The 25437-nt window shown below is 69.8% G+C and carries 23 protein-coding genes; 10 read left to right on the forward strand and 13 right to left on the reverse strand.

What is annotated here, in order from left to right:
• Positions 1 to 45: 45 nt before the first annotated feature.
• Together ACFYPN_RS26405 and ACFYPN_RS26410 are read right to left on the reverse strand one after the other, a co-directional pair.
• Positions 46 to 1044, reverse strand: coding sequence for an inorganic phosphate transporter (locus tag ACFYPN_RS26405; RefSeq protein ID WP_358759186.1), 999 nt, complete (start codon positions 1042 to 1044; stop codon positions 46 to 48).
• A 5-nt stretch (positions 1045 to 1049) separates the two neighbouring features.
• Positions 1050 to 1670 carry a DUF47 family protein gene (locus ACFYPN_RS26410; RefSeq protein WP_358759184.1) on the reverse strand — a complete coding sequence of 207 codons (621 nt, stop codon included), beginning with the start codon at positions 1668 to 1670 and terminating at the stop codon, positions 1050 to 1052.
• A gap of 298 nt (positions 1671 to 1968) precedes the next feature.
• Here ACFYPN_RS26410 and ACFYPN_RS26415 point away from each other — a divergent pair, with 298 nt between their 5' ends.
• Positions 1969 to 2343: a metal-sensitive transcriptional regulator gene (locus tag ACFYPN_RS26415; protein ID WP_358759183.1), complete on the forward strand. Its 375-nt coding sequence runs from the start codon at positions 1969 to 1971 to the stop codon at positions 2341 to 2343.
• 84 nt (positions 2344 to 2427) lie between these two features.
• Here ACFYPN_RS26415 and ACFYPN_RS26420 read toward each other — a convergent pair whose 3' ends face one another.
• Positions 2428 to 2700 carry a hypothetical protein gene (locus tag ACFYPN_RS26420; RefSeq protein ID WP_389301502.1) on the reverse strand — a complete coding sequence of 91 codons (273 nt, stop codon included), beginning with the start codon at positions 2698 to 2700 and terminating at the stop codon, positions 2428 to 2430.
• A gap of 424 nt (positions 2701 to 3124) precedes the next feature.
• Positions 3125 to 3967, reverse strand: coding sequence for a hypothetical protein (locus ACFYPN_RS26425; protein ID WP_358759179.1), 843 nt, complete (start codon positions 3965 to 3967; stop codon positions 3125 to 3127).
• Between the two features lie 196 nt (positions 3968 to 4163).
• Between ACFYPN_RS26425 and ACFYPN_RS26430 the strand changes: the two genes are divergently transcribed.
• Positions 4164 to 4355 (forward strand): hypothetical protein, encoded by a 192-nt coding sequence (locus tag ACFYPN_RS26430; RefSeq protein ID WP_389301554.1) that lies wholly within the window; start codon positions 4164 to 4166, stop codon positions 4353 to 4355.
• A 245-nt stretch (positions 4356 to 4600) separates the two neighbouring features.
• Positions 4601 to 6265: an FAD-binding oxidoreductase gene (locus ACFYPN_RS26435; RefSeq protein ID WP_389301505.1), complete on the forward strand. Its 1665-nt coding sequence runs from the start codon at positions 4601 to 4603 to the stop codon at positions 6263 to 6265.
• 277 nt (positions 6266 to 6542) lie between these two features.
• Here ACFYPN_RS26435 and ACFYPN_RS26440 read toward each other — a convergent pair whose 3' ends face one another.
• The 8 genes from ACFYPN_RS26440 to ACFYPN_RS26475 form a co-directional block, all read right to left on the reverse strand.
• The gene (locus tag ACFYPN_RS26440) at positions 6543 to 7268 is read right to left on the reverse strand and encodes a phosphatase PAP2 family protein (RefSeq protein ID WP_358759176.1); all 726 of its coding nucleotides are present in this window, start codon (positions 7266 to 7268) and stop codon (positions 6543 to 6545) included.
• A gap of 440 nt (positions 7269 to 7708) precedes the next feature.
• On the reverse strand, positions 7709 to 8698 hold the full coding sequence (locus tag ACFYPN_RS26445; protein WP_389301557.1) for an NlpC/P60 family protein: 990 nt from the start codon (positions 8696 to 8698) through the stop codon (positions 7709 to 7711).
• Positions 8699 to 8803: 105 nt separating this feature from the next.
• Positions 8804 to 9544 carry a hypothetical protein gene (locus ACFYPN_RS26450; RefSeq protein ID WP_389301509.1) on the reverse strand — a complete coding sequence of 247 codons (741 nt, stop codon included), beginning with the start codon at positions 9542 to 9544 and terminating at the stop codon, positions 8804 to 8806.
• Entirely contained in the window at positions 9541 to 11373 is a 1833-nt protein-coding gene (locus ACFYPN_RS26455) for an alpha/beta hydrolase (protein ID WP_389301559.1), read from the reverse strand. The genes ACFYPN_RS26450 and ACFYPN_RS26455 overlap by 4 nt, the downstream gene beginning before the upstream one ends.
• 795 nt (positions 11374 to 12168) lie before the next feature.
• Positions 12169 to 12660, reverse strand: a complete 492-nt coding sequence (locus ACFYPN_RS26460; RefSeq protein WP_389301512.1) for a hypothetical protein — start codon at positions 12658 to 12660, stop codon at positions 12169 to 12171.
• Positions 12661 to 12740: 80 nt separating this feature from the next.
• Positions 12741 to 14537, reverse strand: coding sequence for an alpha/beta hydrolase (locus ACFYPN_RS26465; RefSeq protein WP_389301515.1), 1797 nt, complete (start codon positions 14535 to 14537; stop codon positions 12741 to 12743).
• On the reverse strand, positions 14534 to 15076 hold the full coding sequence (locus ACFYPN_RS26470; RefSeq protein WP_389301518.1) for a hypothetical protein: 543 nt from the start codon (positions 15074 to 15076) through the stop codon (positions 14534 to 14536). The genes ACFYPN_RS26465 and ACFYPN_RS26470 overlap by 4 nt, the downstream gene beginning before the upstream one ends.
• A gap of 218 nt (positions 15077 to 15294) precedes the next feature.
• Positions 15295 to 15762, reverse strand: coding sequence for an ATP-binding protein (locus tag ACFYPN_RS26475; RefSeq protein WP_389301521.1), 468 nt, complete (start codon positions 15760 to 15762; stop codon positions 15295 to 15297).
• Between the two features lie 190 nt (positions 15763 to 15952).
• Here ACFYPN_RS26475 and ACFYPN_RS26480 point away from each other — a divergent pair, with 190 nt between their 5' ends.
• The 7 genes from ACFYPN_RS26480 to ACFYPN_RS26510 all read left to right on the forward strand — a co-directional run bounded on the left by ACFYPN_RS26480 (position 15953) and on the right by ACFYPN_RS26510 (position 24586).
• Entirely contained in the window at positions 15953 to 16807 is an 855-nt protein-coding gene (locus ACFYPN_RS26480; RefSeq protein WP_389301523.1) for a helix-turn-helix transcriptional regulator, read from the forward strand.
• A gap of 350 nt (positions 16808 to 17157) precedes the next feature.
• On the forward strand, positions 17158 to 17466 hold the full coding sequence (locus tag ACFYPN_RS26485; RefSeq protein WP_014047394.1) for a hypothetical protein: 309 nt from the start codon (positions 17158 to 17160) through the stop codon (positions 17464 to 17466).
• 180 nt (positions 17467 to 17646) lie between these two features.
• Positions 17647 to 18528 carry a hypothetical protein gene (locus ACFYPN_RS26490; RefSeq protein WP_389301526.1) on the forward strand — a complete coding sequence of 294 codons (882 nt, stop codon included), beginning with the start codon at positions 17647 to 17649 and terminating at the stop codon, positions 18526 to 18528.
• Complete coding sequence (locus tag ACFYPN_RS26495; protein WP_389301529.1) at positions 18518 to 19852, forward strand: hypothetical protein; 1335 nt, start codon at positions 18518 to 18520, stop codon at positions 19850 to 19852. Before ACFYPN_RS26490 ends, ACFYPN_RS26495 begins: the two co-directional genes overlap by 11 nt.
• The gene (locus ACFYPN_RS26500; RefSeq protein ID WP_358759159.1) at positions 19849 to 21399 is read left to right on the forward strand and encodes an SCO6880 family protein; all 1551 of its coding nucleotides are present in this window, start codon (positions 19849 to 19851) and stop codon (positions 21397 to 21399) included. The genes ACFYPN_RS26495 and ACFYPN_RS26500 overlap by 4 nt, the downstream gene beginning before the upstream one ends.
• 183 nt (positions 21400 to 21582) lie before the next feature.
• A complete protein-coding gene (locus ACFYPN_RS26505; protein WP_358759157.1) occupies positions 21583 to 23016 on the forward strand; it encodes an ATP-binding protein in 1434 nt (477 codons plus the stop codon).
• 1 nt (position 23017) lies between these two features.
• The gene (locus tag ACFYPN_RS26510) at positions 23018 to 24586 is read left to right on the forward strand and encodes a type IV secretory system conjugative DNA transfer family protein (RefSeq protein ID WP_389301533.1); all 1569 of its coding nucleotides are present in this window, start codon (positions 23018 to 23020) and stop codon (positions 24584 to 24586) included.
• Between the two features lie 72 nt (positions 24587 to 24658).
• Here the strand turns inward: ACFYPN_RS26510 and ACFYPN_RS26515 are convergent, their stop codons facing one another.
• Positions 24659 to 25216: a GNAT family N-acetyltransferase gene (locus ACFYPN_RS26515; RefSeq protein ID WP_389301536.1), complete on the reverse strand. Its 558-nt coding sequence runs from the start codon at positions 25214 to 25216 to the stop codon at positions 24659 to 24661.
• Positions 25217 to 25437 lie beyond the last annotated feature (221 nt).

Here is a 25437-nt window from a genome sequence, read left to right on the forward strand (position 1 = left end):
GCCATCACGTGCGTCAGCCATCACGTGCGTCAGCCGTCACGTGCGTCAGCCGAAGAGCAGGTACACGATCCCGTAGCTCGCGGCGGCGACGAGCCCCGCCGCCGGCATGGTAATGAACCAGCCCAGGATGATGTTCTTGGCGACTCCCCAGCGGACCGCGTTGACCCGCTTGGTCGCGCCGACACCCATGATCGCGGAGGTGATGACGTGCGTGGTGGAGATCGGGGCGTGGAAGAGGAACGACGAACCGAACATGATCGACGCGCCGGTCATCTCGGCCGCGAAACCCTGCGGCGGGTCCAGCTCGATGATCTTCCGGCCGAGCGTCCGCATGATGCGCCAGCCGCCCGCGTACGTACCGAGCGAGAGCATCAGCGCACAAACGATCTTGACCCAGACCGGGATCTCGTCGTTCGGACCCTCGACATCGGCGATGACCAGGGCCATCACGACGATACCCATCGTCTTCTGGGCGTCCTGGAGACCGTGGCCGAGCGCCATGGCCGCCGCCGAGATCGTCTGCGCGATCCGGAAACCGCGCTTGGCCTTGTGCGGGTTGGACTTCCGGAACATCCACATGATCGCGACCATGAAGAGGTAACCGACGACCAGGCCCACGACCGGGGAGAGGAACATCGGGATGACGATCTTCTCCAGCACCCCGTCCCAGTGGACCATCGTCCCGCCGGCCAGCGCGGCACCGACCATGCCGCCGAAGAGCGCGTGCGAGGAGGAGGACGGCAGGCCGAAGTACCAGGTGACGAGGTTCCAGATGATCGCGCCGACCAGCGCCGCGAAGAGGATGCCCATCCCCTTCTGGCCCTCGGGCGTGGCGATGAGCCCCTCACTGACCGTCTTGGCGACGCCCTGTCCGAGGAAAGCACCGGCCAGGTTCATCACCGCGGCCATCGCCAGAGCCGCCCGCGGGGTCAGCGCCCGGGTGGAGACCGAGGTGGCGATGGCGTTCGCGGAGTCGTGGAAGCCGTTCGTATAGGTGAAGCCGAGCGCGACGCCAACGGTCACGATCAGCGCAAAGGTGTCCACTGGGGTCAGGACTCCTTGACCGCGATGGTCTCCACCGTGTTGGCGACGTGTTCGAACGCGTCGGCCGCCTCTTCCAGCACGTCCACGATCTGCTTCAGCTTCAGCACCTCCATGGCGTCGTACTTGCCGTTGAAGAGGTGGGCGAGCAGCTTGCGGTGGATCTGGTCCGCCTGGTTCTCCAGCCGGTTGACCTCGATCCAGTACTCGGTGAGATTGTCCATGGTCCGCAGCCCCGGCATGGCCTCGGCGGTCAGCTCCGCCGCCCTGGCCAGCACCTCGATCTGCTGCTCGACACCCTTCGGGAGCTCTTCGACCTGGTACAGAACGACCAGGTCGACGGCCTCCTCCATGAAGTCCATGATGTCGTCGAGCGACGAGGCGAGGTTGTAGATGTCCTCGCGGTCGAACGGCGTGATGAAGGAGGAGTTCAGCTGGTGGAAGATCGCGTGGGTGGCATCGTCCCCGGCGTGCTCCGCCGCCCGCATGCGCTCCGCGATCTCGGCTCGGGAGGAACTGTCCGCTCCGAGCAGTTCCATCAGGAGTTTCGAGCCCGTGACGATGTTGTCCGCTGATGCGGAGAACATGTCGTAGAAGCTCGTCTCCCTGGGGGTCAGACGAAAGCGCACGTGGGGTCCTCGGGGTGCTTTGGATTCGGTCAGGCTGATGCTAGGCGCATCATCCGGCCACGGCTAACCGGCATTCTTCAGTGTCGCCCATCGATCAGCGTGATCAGCACGGCCCCCCGGTCACGTTTCGGCTCGATTCGTTACCATATACCCACCCGGGGTATACAACCCGGGGAAAGCCCCGGGCGGCATCCGGCGGACGGGCCGGCCCAAGCGGGTGCGGCCACCGGAATACCACCGGCCGTGCCCGTCGTCATTGCTGTCGGCACGACGGGTACGAGACAACGGGAGGACCCCCATGACCACCACCGAGGCCACCGGGCAGACCGGACCCACTCCTCCGGGACCCGTCGGGCAGCCGGCCGGGATCGTCACCGACCACGACCGGGGCATCCACGGCTACCACCACCAGAAGGACGAGCACCTCAAGCGCCTGCGCCGGATCGAGGGCCAGGTCCGCGGCCTCCAGCGCATGGTGGACGAGGACACCTACTGCATCGACATACTCACCCAGGTCTCGGCGTCCACCAAGGCGCTGCAGTCCTTCGCGCTCCAACTGCTGGAGGAACACCTCCGCCACTGCGTCGCCGACGCCGCCGTCAAGGGCGGGGACGAGATCGACGCGAAGGTCGAGGAGGCCACCAAGGCCATCGCCCGCCTGCTCCGTACCTGATGCCCGTTCCGTAGGGGCCTGGCCGGGCCGGGCCGGTGACCCGGCATGCGGGCCTGCGGTGCCCGGCCCACGCCGGTCGGCCCGTCACCCGGCGTGCGGGCCTGCGGTGCCCGGCCGGGCTGCCCGGCGTGACAGGTGACACACGGAACCCGGCCCAGCCGGGTCAGGACCTGCGTTCGGATTGGCGGGGAATGTGGGGCGCTCCGGCGGCTCGCCCGCGTTGAGCACCTCGTCGATACGGTCCGGACTGAGCCGGTCCTCGGGGCTGGACGATGCGGCGATCATCAACTCGCCGCAGAGCTCGATCTCGGCGAGAGCCACGTATTCCTGCGCGTTCGGAGCGCTGAGCGTCACCACCTGCGTCACCTCTCTCTGCCGTCGCCGGCCCTTGGCGCACAGACTCCAAGCGTAGGGATCGTCAAGTGCCGCGCGCATGACACGGACGGGCCATTTCGGCCCCTCCCAAGAGGACTGCCCTCCCCCGTCGAACGCCCGTGCGCCCGGTCGACCCTTCCGGCGACCGACCCGTTCGCACCGGCAACAGCACCAGCAACAGCACCGGCAGCAGCGTCAGCGTCGAAATTCAGCCACCGGCGGCTGCCCCGGAGGCGCCTCGCCGTCACGGCCGCACGGGGTGCCGCCGGGGCGGGTGCCGCCGGGGCGGGTGCCTCCGCGGCTGCCGCCGTCGTCACTGTCGTCGTCACTGTCGTCGTCACTGTCGTCGTCACTGCCGTCGTCACTGCCGTCGCCGCTGCCGCCGTCATAGCCACCGTCATCGCCGTCAGCTCTGCCTGATCTCGCCCGTGTAGAGGTCCGCCCCGTCCGGCAGCTCCACGGTGACCGGCACGCCGAACCCGTACAGCAGCATGGTCGAGACCACCGTCACCGCCGGCCCCTCGGCCGCGAAGGTGAAGCGGTGGCGGACCTTCCGCAGCCGGCCCTCGTCGTCCAGGTAGGCGTCGAAGGGCACCGCGTGCGTACGGAACCCACCCGCCGCGGCCGTCAGCGCCGCCCGGGAGAGCGGCGAGGCGGCCCCCGCCGCGCTGCCGATGTCCGCGGTCCCCCGGTAGTGGCGGACCCCGATGCCCGCCAGCTCGGTACGCCCCACGAACGTCACGCCCCGGGCCTGGCGCAGCAGCTCGGCGGCGGCCATCGGGTCGGTGACCCCTCCGGTGACGAGGTTGCCGTCCGCGAGGACCGTGGTGTCGATGCGTACCCACTTGTCCTCCGGGACCCCGGCGCCCCGGTTCTTCATGTACAGCGCGCCCGGCGTCAGCAGCTCGGTGATCGGCCGGTGCTCGTCCGACCCGGCCGCGTCCTTCGGCAGCACCACCCGGATGTGGCCCAGCTGCTTGCGGAAGTCGTACGCCCCCTGGCCCCGGATCGTCACACGGGTGCCACCGGCCGAGGTCTCCATCGAGGTGTTCGTCTCCGCCCCACCGGATTCGGCGAGCACGTCCGCCGCCCGGTCGAGCACCAGCCCGGGCGCCTCGTCCGCCGGAGCACCCGCGACGGTCCCGCTCCCACCGCCGGAACAGCCTGCCAGCACCGCGAGCACACCCGCCACGGCCAGCGCGCGGACAGCCAGTGCCGCGCCTTCGCACCTGTGCTGCCGCACCACCATCGCCTGCCAACCCCCAACGACGTCACGCCGGAACCGGGCCCTCGCCCTTCCCGCCTAACGACGGTCGCCGTCCCCCGTCACGCCGGCCCCCTCCGATCGGCGGCGGGGCGGTCCGGACCCCCTCCCGTCCGGGCCGCCCCACCAGTACCGTGGGCACGTGCATCAGGAAGCTATTGACCCTGCCCGGCGCACCCCGGTGTGCACCGGGCCCCCGTCAGGCACCGCCTCCCTCTCCGAGCCCGTTCCCCCAGCTCAGAACCATGCGGCGAGCACCATCGAACGCGGTTCGTTCTGTATCGCGCGCTGCTCCTGCGGCTGGTCCGGACCCGCCCGCCGCTCACGCGACCTGGCCCGCACCGACGCCGAACGCCACCGGACCTCGGCCTGACCCGTCGACCGGACCCACTGCCGCCGGACGGGATCCCGACGCGCCCGCCCGGCGACCCGCCCGTCGGCGACCTGCCCGCCCGGCGATCCCACCAGCCAGGCGATCCAGCCCCGCCAGGCGAATACAGCCGCCCGACGATCCCAGCCCCGCCAGGCGAACCCACCCACCAGGCAATCCGCTCGTCCGACCGAGCGTCCGGAACCCTGCCCGGACGTGTCACCGCCGCCCCGTGCCCCGGAGGTCCCATGAACCAGCCGCACCTCACGGACCCGGTGGTCCCCCGGGCCCGGCGCGCGAGCTCCGTATCCGCGCCGGTCCCGCCGCTCGCCCGGCGCACCGTCCTGGCCGCCGGGGCGCTCGCCGCCCTCGCCTCCTGCTCCTCCCCGGATGCCCCCGCCGCCGGGCCCACCGGAGCCCCGCCCCCCACCGCCGGCCGGAGCACGCCCGGGCGGACGAGCGCCCCCGCCGCGTCCGCCTCCGGCGCCCCCGCGGACTGGCCCGCGCTCGGCCGCGGCCTCGACGGGACCCTCGTGCGGCCCGAGGACGGCGCGTACGACACCGCCCGCCGGCTCTACAACACCCGCTTCGACACCCAGCGGCCCGCGGCCGTCGCCTACGTACGGCACGAGGACGACATACGCGAGTGCCTCGCCTTCGCCCGTACGACCGGCACCCCCGTCGCGATACGCAGCGGCGGCCACTCCTATGCGGGCCTCTCGGCCGCCACCGGGCGCCTGGTCGTCGACGTCTCGGCGCTCGGAGGCGTCGACCGGGACGGCACCATCGGTGCGGGCGCCCGGCTCGGCGACGTCTACCGGAGCCTCGGCGCCCACGGCCTCACCGTCCCGGGCGGCTCCTGTGCCACGGTCGGGATATCCGGCCTCACCCTCGGCGGCGGCCACGGCGTGGCCTCCCGCGCGTACGGGCTGACCTGCGACAGCCTCACCTCCGCCACTCTGGTCACCGCGGACGGCCGCACCCTGACCGCCGACGCCACCCGGAACCAGGACCTCTTCTGGGCGCTGCGCGGCGGGGGCAACGGCTCCTTCGGCGTCGTCACCCGGCTCCGCTTCCGTACCTCGCCCGCCCCGCAGACCGTCGTCTGCAACCTCGGCTGGCCTTGGTCCCGGGCCGGTGCGGTGCTCGCCGCGTGGCAGGAGTGGGGGCCCGACCAGCCGGACGAGATCTGGTCCTCCCTCCACTTCTCGGCGGGAACAGGCGGCGCCGACCCGACCGTGACGCTCTCGGCGTTCAGCCTCGGCACCTACGGCGACCTCCAGAACGCGGTGGACCGGCTCGCCGACGCCGTGGGCTCCTCCGCCTCCACCGTGTCCCTGCGCCGGCGCGGCTACGAGGAAGCGATGCTGGCCTACGCCGGCTGCGCGGGCCTCACCGCCGACCAGTGCCATCTGCCCGGGACGACGCCGGGGCGCACGACCCAGGGCGTCCTCGGGCGTGAGACGTACGCGGCGGCCTCCGACTTCTTCACCCGCTCGCTGCCGCCCGAGGGGCTGCGCGCCCTCACCCGTGGTGTCGAGGCGTTCACCCGGCAGCCCGCCGGCGAGGACGGAAAGGGGTCGGTCATCCTCACGGCCCTCGGTGGAGCGGTCAACCGGGTCGCCCGGGGCGCGACCGCCTTCGTGCACCGCGACTCCCGGATGCTCGCCCAGTACATCGCCGCCTGGGGTCCGCAGGCGCCCGGGGCGTCGGCCACCGCCGCACAGGGGTGGCTGAAAAGCATCCACGCGTCGATGGGGCCCCACGCGTCCGGGGAGGCGTACCAGAACTACACCGACCCCACGCTCACCGACTGGCGCCGCGCCTACTTCGGCTCCTCCGCCGACCGCCTCGGGAAGCTCCGCGAACAGTACGACCCCACGCGTCTCTTCGCCGGACCGCAGACACCGTGACCGAAAACCTGTGACCGCAGCCCCCGTGACCGAAGGCCCCGCGGTCGGAGATGCCATGACCGGAGATGCCATGAGCGCAGACCCCGTAACCGCAGCCCCCGTGACCGAAGACGCCTGACCGGAGACCAAACGGAACAGGGCGTCGGCTCCCCCACCGGGGAACCGACGCCCTGCCGTACAGCCGCTGATCCGTGTCGTTGTGCGCCGTGGAGTGGTGTGCCCGTGGTGGGCAGAAGGGGCGTGGTGCCCGCTGTCCCGGCTCCCGCCTGATGTGGTCTCAGGCGGCGAGGTCCTGTCCGCCCGTGCCGCCATCGCGGCCCGGTCTCGGCTCGGGCACTCCGAGTGTGCCGCCGAGCCCACCGGCCGGGGATCCCGGCCGCCGCGACCGCACGAGGAAGCCCACCCGGGTCGACCGGGAGACGGCCGCCACCAGCGGGGTCAGCAACGCCATGGCCGGCGGGGCGAGGAGGAGCGTGACAGCCGTGCCCAGGGCGAGGCCGCCGATCACGTCGGTCGGGTAATGCACGCCCATCCAGACGCGGCAGAAACCCTCGGCGAACGCGAGGCCCAGCGCGACGAATCCGAACTTCCGACCGGCCATGAAGAGTCCGACCGCCATCGCCATCGCCATCGTGGCGTGGTCGCTGACGAAGGAGAAGTCGTTCTTGCCCGCGACGAGGACATCGAGCCCTTGATGGTCCTTGAACGGACGCGGGCGCTCCACGAACCCCCGGATGGGGATGTTGACGAGGAGGGCGATACCCATGGCGAGCGGTGCCCAGACGAGCGCGGTGACCGCGGTCACCGAGTCCTCGGCCGTGCCGCGCCGGCGAACGCTCCACCAGCACCACAGGGCCACCAGGACCATGCCGAGCATGATCCCGTACTCACCGACGAACTCCATGGTGCTGTCGAGCCAGGCGGGAGAGGACTTGGCCCACCCGTTGATGTCGTAGAGCAGGCTGACGTCGGGGTTCGACCCATCGAGTGCGAGTCCAGCCATCTGCTGCGGCCCCTTGCCTTGTCTGCTGCCGCGACGCGCGTCCATGCGCGCCGCCCGTGGTCGAACCCCCGCATTCGGTGCGATCCGACACCGCGTACCTGTCGACGCGTCCTTGGACGCGACGACGGTCGGGCGATCGCGCGTGGTCGATGCGCGGGCCGTCCCCACCCAGGGAACGGCCTTCCGGTAGCGACGGTTCCGCCCTCCACCGAATGATCACCATGACGTTATCGAAGAGTGACTCATCGTCGCAGCTCACGGCCCAGGCTTCACAGGGAGTTCCCATGCCCGCCATCCCTCTCCTGCCCCCGATCCTCGCTGCCACCCCTGCCCCCGCTCTCGCGGGCCGGCGCCCGCCACCGCATTGCCCCCACCGCACCCCGCACCCCGCACGCCGCTCGGCGCTCGCCGCACACCGCTGGGCGCTCGGCGCTCGGCGCTCATGCCTGCGGGAAGGCGGTGGGGAGCGCCGCCGCACCGTCCTTGGTCACCCGCGTCGCACCGAAGTAGTCAGGGCTGTCGATCTTGTCGAACCGGATCACCGCGCCGGTGTACGGCGCGTTGATCATGTAGCCGCCACCGACGTAGATCCCCACGTGGTGGATGGCCCGCGAATTGGTCAGATCGTCGGAGAAAAACACCAGATCACCGGGGAGCAGCTCGTCCCGGGAGGGATGCGCCCCGGCGTTGTACTGGTCGTTGGCGACCCGGGGAAGCTCGATGTCCACGCTCCGGTACGCGGCCTGCGTCAGTCCGGAGCAGTCGAACCGGCCCCCCTGCTCGGCCGTACCGTTGCCGCCCCAGAGGTAGGGAGTGCCCAATTTCTGCTGCGCGTAGTAGATCGCCCCGGCGGCCTGCTGGGAGGGCGCGACCCGGCCGACCGGCCTCGCAAAGCTCTTCTCCAGCGAACGGATGATCTTGACGTAGTTCTGCGTCTCGGCGATCGCCGGCACCCCGCCGGCCCGGATGACCCGGTAGGCACCCGCGTTGTAGGACGCGAGCATGTTGTCGGTCGGGTCGCCCGGCACGTCCTTCACGTACCCGGCCAGCTCACAGTCGTACGAAGCGGCCGAAGGGATGGCGTCCGCCGGGTCCCACACGTCCCGGTCACCGTCACCGTCACCGTCGAGACCGTGCGTGGCCCAGGTACCCGGGATGAACTGTGCGATCCCCTGGGCCGCCGCCGCGCTCTGCGCCCGCGGGTTCCAGCCGCTCTCCTGGTAGAGCTGCGCGGCGAGCAGCGCCGGGTTGATCGCGGCGCAGAGGGTGCCCCACTTCTCCACCAGCGGCTGGTAGCGCGCGGGCACCGCCCCCTTGACCAGCCCGACCGACCCGCTCGCCCCGGCGATGCCCGCGGCGGCGGAGTACGTCCCGACAACGAGGAGCCCCACGAAGCAGAGGCACAGCCCGATTCCACCGCCGACGAACACCCAGTATTTCCGCACCCCTCAACCATCCCCCACCGAGGCCCGGTTCAAGGGTCGTTTCGACGGTGTGTACGAATCGTTCGAAGCACGCGCGTCACTGACGCCCCCTCAGGACGCTCCCCCCGACCAGTGAGGGGACTTCACGTTTGGCCTGGGCAAGGGGTAGACCCCCTCGTACGTGGGGCCGTTCGGCTTCGACGCCGAGTCCGCCACCTCCGACTTCCGCACGCACGGGCTGTCCACCTCGAAGAACACCTGACCCTGGCCCCGGACACTCACGCTGATACCGAACCCCTCGGCCTGCGCGTAGACCGCGGGGAAGTCCTTGTCCTTGTTCACGGCCTTGATCCGGTACTCGCGCTCACGCCAGAACTCCGTCACCACGTCCAGGAACTCCTGACGCCGCTCGGGCGCGATGACCGTCATCACCGTGCGCCGGCGCGTCACGTCGCAACTCCCCGTCGTGGTGGGGCCGTGGGCCCACTGGACCGCGGGCTCGATCGCCTTCAGGGTCAGATCGAGCATCGAGTCGGCCCGCTCTGCGGCCCCCTGCATGTCCATCGCGCCCATGGGGCTCCCCGTGCCTCCGCCGGTGTCCGTGCTCTCGCCAGTGTTCGCGCTCCCGCCGGTGTCCGCTCCTCTGTCGGTGTTCGCGTCTCTGTCGGTGTTCGCGTCTCTGTCGGTGTCGCTGGTGGTGTCTCTGTCGCTGGTGGTGTCTTCGTCGCTGGTGGTGCTCGTACTCGTGCCTGCGGTCGTCGGGCCGTCCGATCCCGCCTGCTGCCGACCGCAGCCGGCCAGGGCGAGACCGAGCGCCAGGGTGGCGACCGTCGTCCGGAGCCTGCGCCTCATCGCTGTTCCTCGATCCTCAGATTGCTGGAGTGTCCCGACACAATCAGCGCGATGGCGTCGGCCGACATGGCGTCCCGCACCGGGTCGAAGTACTGCGAGTGCGCCTCACCGCTGATGCCGTGCCCGCTGATCACCGGCGGTCCGGGATCGACCGGGAAACGGACGGCGCCGAACGCCTTGCTCGCAGGGTCCTTCCCGAACCAGAGGTCGTCGTCACCCGGGTCCGCGAGATCGCCCGCGACGTACGCACCGGCCGGACCGAGGGCCAGCAGCCCCAGGGAGCCAACGAGCGCCTGCGTCTTGGAGGGCAACTTGGTCACCGGGTCGTTCGCGGCGGCCCCGACGAAAACGTGCCGAGCGCCGACCCCGAGGTCCACCGCCCGGTCCACGCCCACCCCCGGACTACCGACCAGGATGATGTCGTCCACTCCCGGAATCCCGCCCTCCCGTTGTGTGGCGGCACCCACCGTGCGGGAACCGTACGAGTGCCCGATCGCGGTGAAGTGCGGGTCCTTGTTGGTGTTGGTCGCCGTCAGGCCGCCCCAGAAGTCGCTGTAGGCCGTCCCGCCCTTCTCCGCCCGGCCGGTGCCCATGATGGCGAAGTACCCGGCCACCCCGTCGCTGTCCGGCAACTGCGGAGCGTCGTACCCGAGCCACACGATCGCGGCGCTCGACCCCTCGTACCCCTGCGCGCCGATCGCCGTGTCCCGCGCCCGCTTCAGGTCGTTCTCCGCGAACTCCCTGTCCAGCGAGGTGTTCAGCCCCGGCACGTACGCCGAGACGTGCTGCGAGAGGTCCGGGTTCCCGTACGACACGATCGCCCGGCCGTTGCCCTCGGACCCGATCCCCAGCAGGAACATCGGCGGCTGCGAGCCCTCCTTCAGCTGCCGGTCGATCTCCCTCATCCCCTCGAGGATCGCCTTCGACTTCTTGTCCTCCTTGCCCGCCAGCTCGGCGATCAGGCTCTGGAGGTTCTTCCTGTTGGCCTGGTCCCGTACGGCGGCCGGTATCCCGTCCAGATTCCCGATCCGCTCCGGGAACAGCTCCAGGTACTTCGCGCGGTCGGCGGGACTCAGCCCGTCCCACCACGCCTTGCGCCCGACCGCCGAGGCGGTCACCGGTATCCGGTCACCCAGGTACTGTCGCTCGTCCTCGCGGACGGCCGCCGCCACCCGGGACCCGGAACCGGGTAACCCCATGCCCCCGATCCCCACACCCCCGGACGCGTCGGCCCACGCCCCGACCGCCGCCACATACTCCCCGGCAGCCCACTTGCCCCCGGCCCCGCCGTCCGAGGCCCCGCCGGGCGCCCCGGACCACGGGTCGACGAGGCCGGCGACACTCTTCAGCGGGTTCCGTACGGTGCCGGCCGCGCCCCGGAGGTCGCCCGCCAGACCGTCCACCACGAGCCCGTGGAAGAAGCTGGTGTGGGTGTCGGTGCCGGTTCCGGTGGTCGCGCCGGTGGTGCCGGTGGTGCCGGAAGCCTCGGAGGGGTGGGCGGCCTGCGCGCGCTGGGGGGTGCCGGTGGTGCCGCTGTCGGTGCCGGTGCCGCTGTCGGTGCCGCCAGCGGTGGACCCGGAGCTCGCGCTGGTACTGCTCTCCGTACCGGCGGTGCTCCCGGAGGTGGCCGAGCTGCCTCCGGTCGCGGTGGAGCCCTGCGTGCCTCCGATCGCCGTGGAACCCTGCGTGCCTCCGGTCGCGACCGACCCGCCCGACGTACCCGGCCCACCCTGACCGTTTCCGCCCTCTCCGCCCTCTCCTCCGGCGACGGCATCGCCGCCGGCCGAAGCACATGAACTGCCGGTCAACTGGCAGATGGCGTTGCGCATTTCCCCGGTGAGCTGAGTACCGATGGTCGTAGCCATGATCGCTCCGACCAGAGCAGCAACGATCAGGACGAGGCCGAGGTACTCCATCGCGCTCTGCCCGCCGTCCCGGCGAACCGCGAACCACCGAACCGCGCTGAAACGCGGCTCCGCATCCCGCTCCGCCCTGGGCACGCGGAACCATCCCCGCACCCCCGGCCGTAACAGCAGCACCACCACAGCCACAGGCATCACCAGTTCGGGAAGCCCGGCCGGACCAGCACTCCCCGAGCTCCCGGTACCCCACGTCGCCAACGACCCGAGCACCAGCCAGACATGCACGGCTACCAGCCCGAACCAGACCCCGCGTCCGCAGATACGCGCGTAGAACGACAGCACAAAACCGGCGACCCCCGGCAGAGCCGCATACAGCAGCATTCCCAGCAACTGCCCGTCCACGGCGTCCACCGAAGACGCCAAGGCGAGCACGTTGATCACGCCCACGACCGTGCTCCCAAACACCAAGCGCACGAGAATCACCGCCGCCTGTAACGCCCTTGGCGTGCTCAGACCACGGACCGCACCCCGCGAAGCGCCTGTTGCACCACCTCCTGGAACCGCAAGCTCTCGTTTGCCAGACACGTGGGGACCCCCGGCTCGTCAGTGGGCGCGGCGGCAGGCAGAGCCACCGCACGTAGAGGACCACACCCGCTCCACGCCCGGCATGGGCCCCAGGACCCAAAGCAGGACTCAAACAGCGCTAGGGCCGCGGCAGTTGGCTCAGGTGGCGCCCGCAGCCGACTTCGCGCGGTCAATCCGTCACGAGGTCGCGGGGTTCGCGGGTTCCGTGGCGCCGACCGCGCCCGTAGCCGACCAGAAGTCGGAGTGGATATTGGGGCGGGGGATGTTCTCCATGCCTTCGTAGCTGGGGGTGTTGGGCTTGCTCTTCGAATCTACGACTTCGGACTTTTCAACACACGGGCTGTCGACGCGAAAAAACGCCTGTCCCGAGCCACCGAAACTCAGACTGACATCAAACCCTTCATCAGTCTTTGCGTAGATCGCCGGATAGACATCATCGTCATTGATCGCCAAAATGCGATACCCACCCTTCCGCCAGAATCGATCCACGACTCCTAGGAAACTTCCACGCCGTTCTTTAGAGATGATGGTCATGACCGTCCTCCGGCGCGAGACAACACAACTCCCTGCCGTCGTAGGACCATGCGTCCAATTAATTTCAGGGTAAATCGCCCGAAACGTAGCATCGAGCGCCTTGTCCGCCTCTTGCGCCGCATCCTGCATGTTCATTTGCATTCTCTCCCCATCCGCACAGCCACCGCACATAAAGAGGACGACCACACACCAAAGCGCACCACTCTTCCTCAAATTCACCGAAATTCCTCGATCTTGACTCGTTTGGATTGACCCGCAGAAATCAGCGCGATACTCCCCGCACTCGCAGGGTCTAGCTCCGCGTTGAAATACTGAGAATGCGCACCGAACGACCAATCCCGCACCAAGGAAGGGCCATCCGATACCGGAAAACGCCTTGCCCCGAAAGCCGCACTTGCGGGGTCCTTGCCGAACCAGACATCGTCTCCGCCAGGATCCGCAATCCCTCCTGCGGCCCGAGAGAACTCAGGGCCACCCATAACGAACCCAACAACGTTAGCGACAGCCTGCACTTTCGATGGGGATTTGGTCACTACGTCGTTCTTGGCCGCCCCTACAAACACATGCTCTGCCCCTACTCCTAAATTCTCAGCTCGGTTAACTCCAACTCCGGGACTACCCACCAAAACGATATCGTCGACTCCTGGAATACCTTCACCCTGTTGGGTCGCCGACCCAACGGTCAGGGAACCATAGGAGTGCCCGATTGCCGTGATATGAGGATCATCATTCTCACTGGTCACGGACATGCCCTCCATAAACCCATTGAATGCCAGGCCCCCTCGATCCGCGCGTTTCGTTCCGGCCACATCTAGCGAGTCGAACATGTTGGGCGCCTGCGGCGCGTCGTAACCTAGCCACGCAATGGCCGAACTTGATTTATCAATATTCCGAACAGCGATCGCCGTGTCACGCACTCGCTTTAGGTCATTATTGACAAATTCCACATCCACGGATGTATTCAGACCCGGCACATAAGCCGCAACATTCTTCGAAGCATCCGGGTTTCCATAGGCCACAATCGCGCGTCCGTTCCCCTCGTCACCAATCCCGAGGAGGTACATTGGCGGGTCTCCGGGCTTGAGTGGCGCCTGGAGTTGCTGATCGATCAGCCGCAGCGCTTCGAGCTTCTCCGCCGCCTCGCCACTGTCCAGGCCGGCCAACTTGCCGATCAGCAGCTGGAGGCTGTCCCGATTGGCGGCGTCGCGTACGAGAGCGGGGATGCCGTCGAGGTTCCCGATGATGTCCGGATAGGTCGCGAGGTACTCGTCGCGCAATTCCGGCGAGAGGCCGGCCCACCATTCCTTGCGCTCGGCGGCCGACGCCTGGTAGGGAATGTGGTCGTTCAGATACGCCCGTGCGGCGTCGCGCACGGATGCCATGTCGGCCGCTGCGTCGGTCCACGTGGAGTCCGGGACATCGAGGCTGTCTTCGGCCTTCAACTCGCGGAGGATGTTCGCGTACCTCAGGTCCGCGTCCGCGGCCAGAGTCACCGCTCTGGCGATCCGGTCGGCGATGTCCTGGGCGGCGGCCGCGTGTGGATTGGGCGCGGTCAGGGTGCCCGAGGGTGCCATCAGGTCGGGAAACCCGCCGCCGGCCATGGTTTTCCCACCTGGCAGGGGCTTGTCGGCGATCAGCCCCTCCCGCGCGGGGTACGACACGGACCCGTTTGCGTCCACGGTGAAGTGCAGGCCCTCGGCCTCCTCCAGCGCCTCGCGGACCGACTTCTGATGTGTGCGCACCTCGTGGGCGAGGCTGTTGAGTGCCGTGCGCACGAGTCCGGTCTCCGTATGGACGTACTGGAAGTTCCGGGCCAGTCGTCCCAAGCGGTCGAGGGCGGCGTCCACCGCCTCGCCCTCCTGCGTCTCGCGGAGACCGGTGAGAACCTGTCGCTCGATCCGGTCCCGCGCCGCGTCGGCCCGGTTGCTGAGACGGCCCCACCCGTCCGCAGCACCGTCCAACTCCCCGCACGGAAGAGCGAGAAGGGCGGACCACGTCAGCGTGCCCTTCACCCGTCGCTCCCGCCGAGCAGATACAGCGAGGACAGCGGCTGCGTCGGGGACCGCAGCGGTGGGGTCGACTGTGCCGGGACGTCGACCGGCCGCCCGAACCCGTCCCGTACCGCTTCGTCCGTCGTCCGCTGTTCCCTGGAGACCGCCCGCAGTGTGCCGGCGAGGCTTCCGCATTCGCCCTGCGCCGTCGATACACGGCGCACCCACGACTCACGGACCGCTGCGAGCTCCGCCAGAACCGCGAAGTTCCCGGCGCCCTCGCCCGTCAGCAGGCCCTCGTGCGACTTCACCAGTTCGGACCGCGCCGTCCCCAGATGCGTGTGCAACGCCTCGGCGTCGCCCGCGGCTCTGGTCCAGGGCCCGTCGCCGTGTCTCAGTCGGGCGTGGCCGGAAGCCGGATCCGCCACCGCCTTCCCCGCGACGTTCCTTGGCCCGTGCTCCAGCCCGTCCCCCACACCGCCAGCGCCCTGGCCGTGGAACACCTGCTTCTCCGCCGGATCACCCGTCTGCCACGCTTGCGGCTGTCCGATCACGGACACACCACCACCCCGTTCCTTGATCCTCGATCCTCGATCCTCGATCGTGGAGCGGCAGAACTGTGCCTGATCCGGGAAGGGCGACACGCCGCCCTTCCACGGCTCTACGTGGCGTGGGCCCGGTATTTCCAGGGCATTCAGGGGTACGCCCGGCTACGAGTTCACCCGAATGGTGGTCGGCACGTCAGTCCGTACCCCCGAGTGGTGACAGCAGGACGCGTTCACTCGGGCTTCTCCCCGCACACCACCCACAGCAGCTTGCCGCCCTCGCCGGTCGGGTCGGCGGGCAGGACTCGACCGCCCCAACTCTCCGCGCACATCTGTACGAGAGTCAGTCCGCGCCCGCGTTCCGTGAGCGTCGTCTGCCGGGCCGGCACGCCCACTCCGCCGCTCCGGCCCTCCCCGGCTCCTCGGAAGGGGGGCGGGATCTCCGGATTGCTGTCCCAGACACTGAGCCGGATACGGCGATGTCCTTCGCCGCACATCCGGAGCGAATACGCCCCCCAGGAGTGCTGGTACGCGTTGGTGGTCAGCTCACTCACCAGCAGCTCGGCGGTGTCGCCCAGCGCGGTCATGCCGTGCGCGCGCAGCACGACCCGCAGGACGGAGCGGGCGACGCTTGGGGAGCGCGGATCGTGCGGCAGTTGAAGGGTGTACGCCCACGGCGGCGATACGGTGGGTGCGTGCATGGAAGTCCCCGTTCGGATGGTGTGGTTGGCGGGCCCCGTACGGCACCCGACGTTCGAGCCGACCGACCGGTGGGCTCGTCTCGGGCACCTGCCCCACGATCACGGTAGAGGCGCCATGTAATACATTCCCCGCAGTCGGGGTAATGCATGTCCCAAGACACCCGTACGGGTGACTGGGCGAAGGAGGCCGATGGCGACCAACTCGACCCCGACGGCCCGCAGGAGGCGACTCGGCGCGGAGCTGCGCAAGCTCCGTGAACGCGCCGGGATCACCGCAACGGAGGCAGCGGTCCTGCTCGGCGGCAACCAGGCACGCATCAGCAACATCGAGGCCGGCCGGTACGGCGTGAGCGCGGACCGGGTCCGTGCGCTTTCCCGCCACTACGCGTGCACCGACCGACGACTCGTGGAGGCGCTGGCCGCGATGACCGGCGAACGCCGCAGCGGCTGGTGGGAGGAGTACCGGGACGACCTCCCTGGCAACCTGCTGGACCTCGCCGAACTCGAACACCACGGCACCGCCCTCCGTGCAGCCACCACCTGCACCCTGCCGGACCTTCTCCAGACCGTGGACCACGCCCGTGAGGCCCTCGCCCGCGGCGTGCCCGAACTGTCGCCGCCCGAGATCGAACGGCGGCTCTCCTTCCGCATCAGACGCCAGGACGTCGTCTTCCGCACGGAGGCGGTTCCGTACCGGGTGGTCATCCACGAAGCCGCCCTGCACATGGGGCTCGGCGGCTCCCGGGTAGCCGGTCCTCAGCTGCGCCACCTTCTGGCGATGAGCGAGCGGGAGGCCATCTCCCTCCGTGTCATCCCCTTTGCGTCCGGCGGGCAACCGGGGGCAGGGCAGCCGATCACGTACGTACAGGGATCGGTCGCGCAACTGGACACCGTGCACCTGGAGCAGGCGCACGGCCTCGCCCAGCTGGATACCGACGCACTGCTCCGGACGTACCGTCAGCTCCTGGACCGGCTCGAATTACTGGCCCTCGACGTGCGTGCGACACGCGAGCTCCTGCGCTCGCTGGTGGCGACCCACGCCTGAAGTGGTTCGACGTGATGGGGCGTCGGGCGCGGAGCAGCAGCGCACGACCAGCTCTCGAACAGCGCATACGAACATGGGCACCTGGGCGAACACTCCGATCGCGACAGAATCCCGTGGCTTCCATCATTGCCCCTCGTCACGGAGCGTGATACACAGAGTAACCAGTCGGTGTCTCAACCGTCTCCGGTTCCACTGCAGGTCAGGGCGACCGGTCCGGTCATGTGTGCGAGATCCGGGTAAAGAGACCCGGGAAGGCGTCGTGCTGGCGTGGGTTCATCAGCGAAGATAGAAGACACGACCCGCACCGGACGGCGCGGGCGGCGAACTGAGCAACAGGGGCGGTGACTTACATGATCCTGGCAGCTGAGAAGGGCGACATCACCACCATCATCGGCGGAATCGCCCCGAACTGGGGCCCGTTCGGGACGCTGGGCAACGAGGCACGCATCATGATCGAGGTGGTGATGGCGGTAGCCATCCTGCTCTGTCTCGGCATCGCGATCTGGGGCGCGGCCAAACAGCGCATCGGCGCAACAGCCCTGCGCGACACCTTCAGCGCGGAACAGGGCAAGGGCCTGATCGTCGCGGGACTGACCGGCGTCTTCATCATCGGATCCCTCGGCACCCTGTTCACCATCGTGTATGGCATGGCTGTCTGACGCGCGATCAGCGTTCTCGCCCTGCTGCCGCATCTCGCCCCCCACCACCATCCGTCCGTCGCGCCACCGGCTGAGGTCGAGTCAACCCATGTCGAGTCACCACACCGCCCCCGCGCGGCGCCCAGCACAGCTACCGTCATATGACGGAGGACCGCACACGGCTGAGGGGACGTACGCGGCATGAGCTACGACGAGCAGGGCTACGGGAACAGGGACTCCGGCGGCCGCGGCGACGACGCGTACAGCACCCTGGGCGGAACTCGCCAAACGCGCACCCGCCTCCCCGAGGGCGACCCCGGCGCGCCCCACGGCCGCCGACCGGCCCGCAACACCCGCTCGCTGGTCATGGCTGCCGGCGTGGTGGCGCTGCTCGTAGCTGCCATCGCGTTCGCGAACCTCGGTGGCGGCGACAACCACAAAGCCTCGGACTCGGGCGCCCCCGGCAGCAGCCGGTCCGACACCACCGGAGGCACCGCCCCGACCGCCCCCACCGGCACCGATCCCGTCACGGGGAAGATCGGCAGCATCGCCTCGGGTTTCGCACACGACGAGCAGGGGGCGCAGAGCGCGGCGGCGAACTACGCGGTGGCGTTGGGGTCTGCGGGGATGTTCGATGCTCAGACACGCCACTCCATCCTCCGAACGACCCACACAGCTTCCGTAGTCGACGATCTGCAATCCGACACGGACGCCGCCTATTCGCCGACCTTTCTCAAGAACGTCGGACTCAATGAGGACGGCAGCGCACCCTCCGGCCTCACCTTCGTCTCCAAGACAGTGCCGGTCGGCACCAAGGTGACGGCCTCTTCCAGCGAAAGCGCCACGGTGGACGTCTGGTGCACCGGCCTCGTTGGACTGGCAGGACAGGGATCGACCAAGCCCGTCACTGAAACCTGGTTCACCATCACCGAGAAGCTCATCTGGGTCAAAGGCGACTGGAAGATCACCTCGTCTTCACAGACCGAGGGTCCCACCCCGGTCGGCGGAGACAACCGCGCGTCGACTGCGGACGAAATCGCCGGAGCCGTCGAAGGATTCGGAGGCTTCACTTATGCCCGGTAACCGCCGCCTTCGCGCGCTCGCGGTAACGACGCTTCTCGGCGGGCTCGCCTCCATGCTGTTGAGGCCCTCCACAGCGCAAGCCGCGCCCTCTCCGTCGCCTACCCCATCGCCCGGCAGCACCGCTAACCCCTGTGACCTCATCGTCGGGCTGGCCAAGGACTACTGCGAAGGCGACGCCGGGGCACGCACCACACCACCCTCCACCGGCGCCGACCCCCTGGACCCCCTCACCTCCCTCGCCCACGGCTGCGCCGACGCCGCGTCCTACCTCATCGGCCAGCTCAGCAAGGCAGTCGAGGGCACCGCCAGCGTCGACTTCACCAACGAGTCCTTCCGCAAGCAGTACGCGATCGTCTTCGCCGCCTCCGCGATCCTGACCCTCGTCCTCTGGCTGTTCGCCGTGGCCAAGAGGGCGATCCGGGGCGTCCCGTTCACCACCGCGATCTCCGAAGCCGTCGGGTACCTCTGGCTGACGGTGCTGGCCTCGGCGTTCACGCCGCTCATCCTGTACGTCGTGGTCTCCGCCACCGACGGGGTCACCGAGGTCATCTCGACCGCCACCGGTGGCCAGTCCGATGTCTTCTTCGGCTCGTTCGCCGACGCGCTCAAGAAGGGCGACGACATGGGCGGGGGGCCGATCATGCTCATCGTCGTCTCCCTGGTGTCCCTGCTCGCCGCGGGCATCCTCTGGCTTGAGCTGGTCATCCGCGCGGCGCTGCTCTACGTCGGCGCTCTGCTGGGCGTAGTGGTCTATGCCGGGCTCGTGGACAAGAACATGTGGGGCCACGTACGCCGCTGGGCAGGCATCATGATCGCGGTGATCATGGTCAAGCCGGTGATCGTGATCGTCCTCGGCCTCGCCGGAGCGCTCTCCTCGGACGACGGCCCGGACGCGCTCTCCGCCGTCGTCTCCGGACTTTCGATCATCCTGCTCGCCATCTTCGCGTCGGCGATGATCTACCGCTTCGTCCCCGGGTTCGGCGACGAGATCCAGGGCGCGCGCACCAACCGCAAGCAGGCCACCGACGGCTCCCAGGCCGCTGCCCTGGTCAGTTCGCCCGCCGCCCTCGTCTCCCAGGGCATCAAGACGCACAGCGGTCGCAACGACCAGAACAGCGGAGGCGGCGGAGGCGGCGGAGGCGGGCGCTCGGCCAATCCCCTCAGCGGCGGTGTCGCGGCCCACGGCTCCCGGGGCGGCGGCGGAGCCGCCCCCGCGCCCCGCAGCGGTTCCGGTCCCACCTCCGGGACCCCTCACAGCAGCCGCTCCCCGCGGGGCGGTTCCGGCAGCACAGGTAATCCGAGTACAGGAGGTGGAGGGCGGTGACGATCCAGTCCCACCCGATCGCGCCCCGCCGCACGTATCTCATCGGCCGGGCCCGGCCGAACGCGATCGTCGGCAAGAACCGCGAGACCGGCGAGATCGCCCTCATCATCGCCGGCGCGTTCCTCGGAATGATGAGCGGGCTCCTGGTCCCGCTCCTCTCCCTGCGCATCGTGCTGCTCACCGGGTTCCCGGCGCTGGCGCTGGCCGTCGTGTACGTGCCGTACAAGCACCGGACCTTCTACAAGTGGTTCGAGATCAACCGCAGTTTCAAACGCTCCCTGCGCCGCGGTACCGCCTACCGGTCCTCCGTGATGGAGGCCGGGGTACGGGGCGACGGCCGCGAGGTCGAGGTCGGGCCGCCGCCCGGTATCGGCCGGATCAACTGGCTCTCGGCGCCGTTCGGGCCGGACGAGATGGCGGTGCTGCTGCACGCGGACCGCCGCACGGTGACCGCCGCCATCGAGATCGAGGGCCCCGGCGTCGGACTGCGGGACAGCGAGGACCAGGAGGCCCTGGTCGACCGGTTCGGCACCCTGCTCAAGCACGTGGCCAACGGCGACGGCTTCGTCACCCGTATCCAGATGCTGGCCCGTACCCTCCCCGCCGACCCGGACGCGCACGCGAAGGACGTCGCCCAGCGGGGCGACCACCACGCGCCGCGCTGGCTGCAGGATTCGTACGACCAGTTGCAGTCCATGGTGTCGACCTCCAGCGAGCAGCACCGCGCGTACCTCGTCGCCTGCATGCACCACAGCCGCGAGCTCAGCGCCGAGGCCAGCGCGATGGCCCGGGCGGCGCGCCCGCAGGGCGGCCGCAAGCTGGACCGCGACGCCGGTCTCGCCGTCGTGATGGCCCGCGAGCTCACCGACATCTGTGCCCGCCTCGCCGAGGCCGACATCCGGGTGCGCCAGCCGCTGGGGCAGAGCCGGCTCGCCTCCCTCGTGCACTCGATGTACGACCCCGACCACCCGATCGACCACATCCAGGCCATGACCAAGCGGAACGCCTGGCCGGCCGAGCTGGACGCCATGGAGCCGACGTACCTCCAGGCCAAGACGCGGGAGTCGACCACCCGGGCCCCCTGGTGCCACGCCACGGCCTGGGTGAAGGAGTGGCCGATGACGCCGGTGGGCGTCAACTTCCTGGCCCCGCTGCTCGTCCACACCCCCGACGTCATCCGTACGGTCGCCGTCACGATGGATCTCGAACCCACCGAGGTCGCGATCGAGCGGATGCTGACCGAGAAGACCAACGACGACGCCGAGGCCAGCCGTCAGGCGAAGATGAACCGCACCGTCGACCCCCGTGACATCGCCGCCCACGGCCGGATGGACCAGCGCGGCGAGGACCTCGCGAGCGGCGCGGCGGGGGTGAACCTCGTCGGCTACATCACCGTCTCCTCGCGCTCCCCCGAGGCGCTCGCCCGCGACAAGCGGACGATCCGGGCCTCGGCCGGTAAGTCGTACCTGAAGCTGGAGTGGTGCGACCGCGAACACCATCGCGCGTTCGTGAACACCCTGCCGTTCGCGACCGGCATCCGCCGCTGACGCGGCTCCCACCCGCTGCCCGGCCTTCCCGGGCAGCGCCGGAACACCAGACCACCGGAACACCAGACCACCGGACCACCGGACCACCGGACCACCGAAAACCGGGTGCCGCCGGCACCGCAGCACCACGCACCACCCCACCTCCGGGCCACCGGAAGCAGTCGAGAGAGAGGGCGGCCACTCGTGCGAGACCCACTGTCCGCATTGTCGGAAGCCTTCACCGCGTTCCTCTTCGGCAAGGTGGAGACGACCCGCTTGCCCGTGCGTACGTCCACGGGCCAGGCGCAGGCCGTCTACCTGCCCACCGCGGCACCCGGTCTCGGCGACTCCGGGGTGATCATCGGACGCGAGGTGTACTCCGGCAAGGGCTACATCTACGACCCCTTCCAGCTGTACGGGCAGCAACTGCCCGCACCCCACTGGCTGGTGCTCGGCGAATCGGGCAACGGGAAGTCCGCGCTGGAGAAGACGTACGTACTCCGCCAACTCCGCTTCCGCGACCGCCAGGTCGTGGTGCTCGACGCCCAGGGCGAGGACGGGCACGGCGAGTGGAACCTCATCGCCGAGGAGCTGGGGATCACCCCCATCCGGCTCGACCCCACCGCCGCCCTGAACGGCGGGATCCGGCTCAATCCGCTCGACCCCGCGATCACGACGACCGGTCAGCTCGCCCTGCTCCGCACCATCATCGAGGTGGCGATGGGCCACGGTCTCGACGAGCGTTCCGGCTTCGCGCTGAAGGTCGCCCACGCATACGTCAACCTGACCATCACCGACCGCCAGCCGGTCCTGATGGACATCGTCGAGCAGCTGCGCCACCCGGAGCCCGAGTCTGCCGAAGCGATGAACGTCGACATAGACGACGTACGGGCGTGGGGGCTCGACGTCGCCCTCGTCCTGGACCGGCTGGTCGACGGTGACCTGCGCGGCATGTTCGACGGACCGACGACCGACGGCATCGACCTCGACTCGCCGCTGATCGTCTTCGACCTCTCGCACATCGACCGCAACTCGATCGCCATGCCCATCCTGATGGCGATCGTCGGGGTCTGGCTGGAACACACCTGGATCAGGCCCGACCGGAAGAAGCGCATCTTCCTGGTCGAGGAGGCCTGGCACATCATCAACTCGCCCTTCGTGGCCCAGCTCTTCCAGCGGCTGCTGAAGTTCGGCCGCCGGCTCGGGCTCTCGTTCGTCGCCGTCGTGCACCACCTCAGCGACGTCGTGGACGGCGCCGCGGCGCGCGAGGCTGCGGCGATCCTCAAGATGGCCTCCACCCGGACGATCTACGCCCAGAAGGCCGACGAGGCCCGGGCGACGGGCCGGGTCATCGGGCTGCCGCGCTGGGCCGTCGAGATCATCCCGACGCTGACGCCGGGCATCGCGGTGTGGGACGTCAACGGCAACGTCCAGGTCGTGAAGCACCTGATCACCGAGGCGGAACGCCCGCTGGTCTTCACCGACCGCGCGATGACGGAGTCCTCCACCAACCCGGACGACCTGGACGACCTGCTCCCCGAGTACGCGCGCGAGGCCGAGCGGGAGACGGCGGAGCGGGCCGCTCGCATCGAGCGCAGGCAACGGCTCGACAAGTCGTCCGAGTCCACGGTGGCCTGAGGTGGCGCGCACCTCGACGGGTCACGGCTCCGGGCACCCTCCGGCCCGGAGCGAGGAGCGGGGCGGTGGCGTCCCGGACGGTCTGCTGATCGGAGGACTGGCCTTCCTCCTCGGAGTGACGGTCCTGACGTGGACGGCCACCGGACTCGCCGGTCTGTTCGCGCACGGGGCCTGGCCCCGCGGCGTGTCCCTGCCGCACACCCCCTCGGCCCTGCGGGAACTCGCGGGCTCACCCCGTGACCTCGCCGACGCCTGGCCGAGCACCCCACCCGGTGAACTCTCCGGCCACGGCCTCTTCTGGGGCCTGCTCATCAGCGAGCTGCTGGTGCTGGTGGTGCTCGGCGTGTTCGTCCTCGGGGTCGTCACGCGGGGCCGCGCCGTACGCCGCCGCGCCCGCGAGGAGCGCCAAGAGCGCCAAGAGCGCCAAGAGCGCCTGGCCGCCCACTCTGTGGCCACGGAGCCCCTCCCCGGACCGCCGACGCTGCCGCTGGCGGCCGCCTCCGCGCCCGCGCCGGGTCCGATGCCCCAGGCTCCTGCGACGCATCCGCAGCCGCATCCCGTAACGGCCCCCGCAACCCAGGCTGCCCCTCCGGTCCCGGCGAAGGAGCCCGACCACCTCGTCCCCGCCCCCCGTGCCTCCGGTATGCCCGTTCTCCTCTACGCGACGGCGGCCGAGCGACGCCCCACCGCCGTGCAGGCCGTGCTCGACGCTCCCGGACCGGTGCTGGTGGTCACCTCCGATCCCACCGTCTGGGCGGAGACGAAGGACACCCGCGCCAAGCTGGGACCCGTCCTCGTCTACGACCCCGGGCATCTCTGCGACACCCCGGCCCGCCTCCACTGGTCGCCGACCTCCGGCTGCGAGCTGCCCGAGGTGGCCGCCGCCCGGGCCGCCGCGTTCCTCGCTCCGGTACGCCCGCAGGCCCGCATCGACGAGGCGACCGTCGACACCGCGCAGACCCTGCTGCAGTGCTGGTTGCACGCCGCTGCCGTCGACGGCCGGCCGTTCCGCCAGGTCCACCGCTGGGCACTGGGCGGCGGGGCCCATGAGGGGGTACGCCTCCTCCGCACCCATCCGAAAGCTGCTTCCGGGCTCGCCGGCCTGCTCGAGTCGGCCCTCACGGCCCACCCCGAACGGCGCCGGGCGGCCCAGGAACTGACGGTACGAGCGCTCGGCGCACTGGCCACGGTCCACGTCCGCGAGGCCTGCACACCCCATCGATCCGACACCGCGGCACTGGATTCCTTCGCCTCCGAAGGGGGAACCCTGTATGTGGTCGGCGAGTCCGTCGAGGATCCCCGCCACCACCCGGGCGCGATGCCGCTGCTCACCGCGCTCGCCTCGCACGTGGTCGAGCACGGCCGCCGCATGGCCGCACGGTCAACCGACGGTCGGCTCGACCCACCACTCACGCTGGTCCTCGACGACATCGCCGCCGTCGCTCCACTGCCCGCTCTCCCCGAGCTGCTGACGGTCGGCGAGCGGCAGGGCCTCGTCGCGCTGGCGCTGCTCCGCTCCCCCGAACAGGCCCGAGCCCGCTGGCGTACCCCGCTCACGCCCCCTACGTAAACACCGCCCCCGCTCACGCCACCCACGTTCAAGCCGCCCGGCCTCCGACCGCGCCGACTACCCGGCCCAGGCTCAGCGGCGCTCCCGCACCATCTCCCGCTCGCGGTCCCCCGATCCGTCCGGGACCGGCACCGTACGGCCCGACGCCACGAAGCCGTACCGCTGGTAGAACGCCGCTGCCCGCGGGTTGTTCTCGTGGACGAAGAGTCGCAGCCGGGTGAGGTACGGATCGTCGAGCGCGAAGGCCCACTCCTCGGCGGCCCGGAACAGTGCGTCGGTCACCCCGGTCCCCCGGGCCTCCGGACGTACGAAGACGCCGACCACGTGCCCCTGTACGCACTCCACCACGCCCCCGAAGGAGGCCTCCGCGTCGGGCCGCTCGACGAGGACGGTGACCGAGCCCAGCCACCGGCCGCCCCGGGCCTCGGCGACGAACTGCGCCACGTCGCTTCCTTCGGCCCCGCGGGCAGTCCGCTCCTGCCAGAACAAGTCCGGCTCCCCGGCCGACGACTCGTAGGAGTCCAGGAACGCCACCGGAGCCGCCGGGTCCCGGAGGGCAAGGAGCCGGAACTCCCTGACCGCCGGCCAATCCTCGGCACGTACCCGCCGCATCACAAGATCAGAAATCATCCGGTCATGCTGCCTCCGTCCATCCGACCGGTCAATCGGGTTCCCGGGCCCCAGCCTTTTCGGGGTGGGGCCCGGCGGAGGAGCGCCGCAAAGAGGCCCGTGAACGCAGAAAACCCCCGTGCCCACAGGCACGGGGGTCTCCCGGAAAAATTGTTCGGCGGCGTCCTACTCTCCCACAGGGTCCCCCCTGCAGTACCATCGGCGCTGAAAGGCTTAGCTTC

Origin of the sequence: Streptomyces sp. NPDC005576 (assembly GCF_042871745.1) — a bacterium.
Taxonomy (GTDB): domain Bacteria; phylum Actinomycetota; class Actinomycetes; order Streptomycetales; family Streptomycetaceae; genus Streptomyces.